Origin of the sequence: Kistimonas scapharcae, assembly GCF_039540975.1 — a bacterium.
Classification (GTDB): Bacteria; Pseudomonadota; Gammaproteobacteria; order Pseudomonadales; family Endozoicomonadaceae; genus Kistimonas; species Kistimonas scapharcae.
In genome coordinates, this window is record NZ_BAABFL010000061.1 from 1 (window position 1) to 4546 (window position 4546).

The 4546-nt window shown below is 57.0% G+C and carries 9 protein-coding genes; all 9 read right to left on the reverse strand.

The window, feature by feature from the left end:
* A partial coding sequence (locus ABD892_RS03205; RefSeq protein WP_345193777.1) for a hypothetical protein occupies positions 1-206 on the reverse strand: 206 nt, incomplete at its 3' end.
* Positions 199-684 carry a phage virion morphogenesis protein gene (locus ABD892_RS03210; protein ID WP_345193779.1) on the reverse strand — a complete coding sequence of 162 codons (486 nt, stop codon included), beginning with the start codon at positions 682-684 and terminating at the stop codon, positions 199-201. The genes ABD892_RS03210 and ABD892_RS03205, both read right to left, overlap by 8 nt.
* Before the next feature lies 1 nt (position 685).
* Complete coding sequence (locus ABD892_RS03215; protein ID WP_345193781.1) at positions 686-1324, reverse strand: hypothetical protein; 639 nt, start codon at positions 1322-1324, stop codon at positions 686-688.
* Entirely contained in the window at positions 1325-1927 is a 603-nt protein-coding gene (locus tag ABD892_RS03220; RefSeq protein ID WP_345193783.1) for a hypothetical protein, read from the reverse strand.
* A gap of 9 nt (positions 1928-1936) precedes the next feature.
* Positions 1937-2701, reverse strand: a complete 765-nt coding sequence (locus ABD892_RS03225) for a gp436 family protein (protein WP_345193785.1) — start codon at positions 2699-2701, stop codon at positions 1937-1939.
* Positions 2701-2877 carry a hypothetical protein gene (locus tag ABD892_RS03230; RefSeq protein WP_345193787.1) on the reverse strand — a complete coding sequence of 59 codons (177 nt, stop codon included), beginning with the start codon at positions 2875-2877 and terminating at the stop codon, positions 2701-2703. The genes ABD892_RS03225 and ABD892_RS03230 overlap by 1 nt, the downstream gene beginning before the upstream one ends.
* An 11-nt stretch (positions 2878-2888) precedes the next feature.
* Positions 2889-3818 carry a hypothetical protein gene (locus ABD892_RS03235; protein WP_345193789.1) on the reverse strand — a complete coding sequence of 310 codons (930 nt, stop codon included), beginning with the start codon at positions 3816-3818 and terminating at the stop codon, positions 2889-2891.
* A 41-nt stretch (positions 3819-3859) separates the two neighbouring features.
* Positions 3860-4219 (reverse strand): capsid cement protein, encoded by a 360-nt coding sequence (locus ABD892_RS03240; protein WP_345193792.1) that lies wholly within the window; start codon positions 4217-4219, stop codon positions 3860-3862.
* On the reverse strand, positions 4216-4546 hold a 331-nt coding region (locus ABD892_RS03245), incomplete at its 5' end, for a hypothetical protein (protein ID WP_345193794.1). The genes ABD892_RS03245 and ABD892_RS03240, both read right to left, overlap by 4 nt.

The following is a 4546-nucleotide window of genomic DNA, read 5'->3' on the forward strand; positions in this document are numbered from 1 at the left end:
AGCAACCGGGCCTGGTGGATGCCCTGCCCGGTGATGGTCAGTCCCGGTGCGGTCTCGATGGCTATCCTGACCGCTTTGTTAGAAAGCAGCATCCGTTCCAGCTCGGCCTCGGTAAAGCGGCCCGGGTGGCTGTCCACATCACTGACGAGTGCCGACAGCTGTTCGGCAAACCAGTGAGTGATAGCCGCCAGCGCATCGTTAAGCATTGCGCCGCCCCCTTGTGATATCCCGCAGCCATTGGGTCATGGCATCGTGAATCAGGTTAATCTGTCGTTCTTCAATACCGATAAAGGGACGGGCCGGAATCGTGACCTGACGAGCAAAGGCTGTCCCGCCACGCCCATCAGGAAAGGCCAGTACTTGCTTTTTCACCGGTTTGATCACCGCGCCGAACTGATGCACCGGGGCGTATTTCACATTGGTGCCGATGACCACCTGATCATCATTGGCTTCAAAATGGATACTGTTTCGCAGTCTTCCGGTATCGCTCAGGATGCGGCCCTGGCGAAACTTTAGTGGCTCCCAAGGTTCACCATCCGGCGACTGCTGACGCCTGAAGTTCATGCCGGTGTCGGTTTTCATCACCCGGCCCAGACGGGTAAACAGGGAGCGCCTGCGTTGATACCGCATGACGGTATCCATCAGGCTCTGTATCTGCTGTGTGGCGTCCTTGAGTGAGAGCATGTCAGGGCCTCAAAGTCACAGTGTAAGAGGCATTGTTGGTCGGGAATACCTTGGCCAGAGATTGCCAGATCCACACAGTGATGCTTTTGCTGCTGTCGTAGAAAAAGTGGCTGACATTCTCGGTTTTGAACACGTAGCTGCCGTTGCTGATATCCACTTCTGACAGAAAGGACTGCTCCTGTTCCCCCTGTATGATCACCGAGACGTTGCGGTATGAGGTGGTGAAGTCATTGAAGTTGTTACCGATGGAGAGGATCTCCGTATTACGCCAGCGTTGCTCGTTAGTGGCCAGGCTGCCGATGTTCTTGCTCAGGATGCTGTTGGCGTGACGGGCAAAGTAGTTTTTTGCATAGCCTGAGTAGGTGCCATCATTGGCGCTGGTGATGGTAAGTGTGGTGGGCTCCGGCAGGAAACCGGACAAGTGGGTAGAGATATCAAACCAGCCTCCGTCAACACGGGCGTAGGCGCGGCCATCTGCGGGAGCGTCATGGATAAACGACACATCCGCAATGATGGCGACCTGTCCGCCGACCCTGGCATACAGTTTTCCATCAGCGGTATTGATGGCCAGCTCGCCTTCCTGCAGGGTCGCAGGAACAGTGCCGGGGGTATTGTTACGGCGGATCTGGATACCGGCCATCTAAAAGCTGCCCCCGTCCAGGGTGACATTGTCGATGGTGCCGCCGGTGATGGCCACGGCATTGGCATTTTGCTGGGCCATGGAGCCAAGGCCGAGATTGGTGCGGGCGGCGGGTACATCGGCCATATCAGAGAGGTTCGCTGCCTTGGCCATTTTATCCCCAAGGCCTGTGGTCAGTGCAGCAATCTCTGAGTCATTGTCGTTCAGTGCGGTGGCCAGCTCGTTGAGGGTATCCAGTGCCGCCGGTGCACCGGCCACCAGGTTGTTGATGGCGGTTGCGATCCTGGTATCCACCTCGCCTGACGTAATACTGCTGCCGGAGGAAAGTGACACCACACCATCGCCGTCGATATTCAGCCCTGAGCCTATCTTGATGCCGCCGAGAACTGTGGGGCTCGAAATGGGCAGGCTGTAGTTGTTGGCGTTAGCCTCGATGCCGGTCAGCTTGTTATGGTCGGTCAAACCGCCGATGATCAGTATGGTATCGCCACTACCGCCAATAAACAGATGACCGCTGACCTCCGAGTAAGCCAGCTCACCTTCTGCCAATGATGCCGGGGTGCCGGTTACCTGGCTGCGCTTGATTCGGATAATGTTTGCCATGGTCTGTCCCTAGAAATAGCCGCCGTTAATGGTGATTTCCTCATCGGCACGGAGTTCCACTTCCGTCCATGCACCGTTTTCCCGGGTGTACTGCTTACCGTCTGCCGGTGCTTCATCAATGTACTGGTCGTGGGAGTGGACCATGCCGATGGAGTAGATCTGTCCGTCAGACATGGTGAGTGTCAGGCTGTTGCCGTCGTAATCCGCATGACTGAGATAGCTGTCCAGTGTCGACAGATCGACGCGGACCTGCCCGCCGTTCTGATCGGTAAACACCAGGTCACTGCCTTCGAGTCGGGGTGATGTGAGTCCTGTCGATGTGGCTTCACTGTTGGCGACCGGTAGCGGTGCGGTACTTTCAAAGGTACTCATGGTAAACACACGATCTGTCCGGCTGCGGGTGACGGTGACATCCATACCGGCAACCGGTGCTGCGGGCTCGTCTGTGGCACTCGGCAACGTTGCCTTGCCAGAGGCCAGATCCCGCAGCATCGCCACTGCATCTTTGTAACGGTTGCGGACATCTTCGGTGACCCGGTTTTCATAAAGCCGGTAACGGGCAATATCCGCACAGAGACGGGCCAGAATATCCTGCGCTGGATCAATCGGTGTGTCATACCGTGCCGCCAGATAGGTGTTGATCTCCTGACCAGCGTCGTCCAGCGTACGTTCCACCCGAACGGTATCGATCAAACCGGTGCGGTTTATGTCGGTGAGCTTTAACAGCTCCGTTTCCCCGAACCGGTCGATCAGGCCCTGCAGGGTGCAGTACATCAGTCAGACTGCTCCGGTGTTTTGGGCCGGGTGGTTTTTCTGCTGTCACTGGCAGGAACAACAGCACCCAACAGAAGCAGCGTTTCAGCCTCAGCTTCTGTGAGTTTGATATTGGCCTCTGCCGGATAGAGCGTGCCATTGTGCCTGACCGGATTCAGTGTTTTGTACTGGCTCATTCAGCGCTCCTTCAGGCGATAATGTTTTCGATGAAGTAGGCAACATCCGGGCAGACAATCAGCTCATTGAGCGATTCCCCGACCCGAATGGCCTCACCGCCGCGCAGACCAATATTGCCATCGGGACGGGTTCCGGCCACACGGCCGCCATGCTCGGCAGTAAAGCCAAAGGTGACGCCTTTGCTGGGCTGGGCGTTGGGATTACGGTAGATCAGCGAGCAGTGATTGCCCCAGACCCGTTCCAGCTGCATGTCATGGCCGGGTCGCTGACTGTTGTAATAGGCCGCACCGACCAGAATCTCATCCAGTTCCAGCAGGTCTTTGACGAACGCCATGGGTACCAGACCATCGTCAGCCAAGGTGCCGTGAAAGGCTTTCACGACGCTCGGGTTACGACGCAGCTGGACGGATGCCTTGCGACTGATGACCATCAGGTTCGGGCGCTTGATCGGTGTCTCCAGTGCATCAACCAGCTGGATGATGGGCTTGCTGTCGGCATGGCTCCACTGGTCAGTGCCGGACAGCGTTTCCTTGTGGGTATAGTTGCCCTTGTCCTGTACCAGGGAGGCGACCCGCTGCTCACGTCCCAGCGCAATGACCTCACTTAACAGCTCCACGGCATTGCCGCGAGGATCAAAGTTCGCCTGCATGTTGGCGGCGTTATCCAGATCCTGTTGCGGGATATGATCTTCCAGGCCGTAGTCCAGCACGAAGGCGGAGTCTTCTGTGCCGCCGAACTCGACCACGTTAGGGACGCCTTTACGACCCACCAGTGTTTCAGGAATGGTGAAGCGGTCTTCCTTGTTGTACCTGGTCCACTTGAACTCCCGGGCCGGTACCGTGGTGCGGGGCAATACCCGATCCGCAATGAACTCATTGTTGGTATAGGCGATGGCGATTGCCGTCAGCACCGGGTTGGTCACAAAAGGGGCGTTAGCCATGGTTCTCTCCGTTTAACCGTCAGAAGTCGTTTTTTAAACCATCAGCCCTGGGCCAGCAGCACGGCGGCATAGTCATCGGTTTCCACATCCTCAAGGGCGATGCCGATGATGCGATGGGTGGGATCCGTAGCCGCCACGACCTTGCCTTCCGAGTTGCTGGTCAGCACCGTACCCTTGGTGAACGATGCCCCGGCACTCACCTCGGTGATACCTGAAACGATGACATCCACCCGTCCATGGTTTTCACTGCCAATCTGTGTGGTGACACCGATCAGGGCATCGGTGGCTGCATTGGCCTGTCGCATGGTCATGCGGCCGGTGCCGAAGGTCACCAGCCGACGACCTTGCAGAACGCCATCTGCGACAAAGGTTTTGATCAGTCCGTCGTTTCTGATACTCATGCGTCGCTTCCCTGTTGCCGGATGGTGTTAACCGCCTCGGTAATGCTGACCATGCGGCCTTCCTTCCGCGCCTGCTCCTGGTAAGCCAGTGCCTTGCGGGCCAGTTCATCCGAGGATGCCGGCGGCTCGCTCTGGTCATCCTTGCTGTGTTCGTTGAAATCCACCTGTTGTGGCAAACCGGAGAGAAACTTCAGCAGATAGGTACGCTGGTCCAGTGTCGTTTTTTGTTCACCTTCACCAAAGCAGACCACGCCTTTTTCGGTGTCCAGCGAGGCCATGAACGCCACCATCTGATCCTTATGGGCAGGCAGGAGTTTTCCTTTCTGT

Coding starts and splice junctions, on each gene's coding strand:
- ABD892_RS03215 (WP_345193781.1), bottom strand. CDS start 1,324: ATGGCCGGTATCCAGATCCGCCGTAACAATACCCCCGGCACTGTTCCT.
- ABD892_RS03240 (WP_345193792.1), bottom strand. CDS start 4,219: ATGAGTATCAGAAACGACGGACTGATCAAAACCTTTGTCGCAGATGGC.
- ABD892_RS03235 (WP_345193789.1), bottom strand. CDS start 3,818: ATGGCTAACGCCCCTTTTGTGACCAACCCGGTGCTGACGGCAATCGCC.
- ABD892_RS03220 (WP_345193783.1), bottom strand. CDS start 1,927: ATGGCAAACATTATCCGAATCAAGCGCAGCCAGGTAACCGGCACCCCG.
- ABD892_RS03210 (WP_345193779.1), bottom strand. CDS start 684: ATGCTCTCACTCAAGGACGCCACACAGCAGATACAGAGCCTGATGGAT.
- ABD892_RS03225 (WP_345193785.1), bottom strand. CDS start 2,701: ATGTACTGCACCCTGCAGGGCCTGATCGACCGGTTCGGGGAAACGGAG.
- ABD892_RS03230 (WP_345193787.1), bottom strand. CDS start 2,877: ATGAGCCAGTACAAAACACTGAATCCGGTCAGGCACAATGGCACGCTC.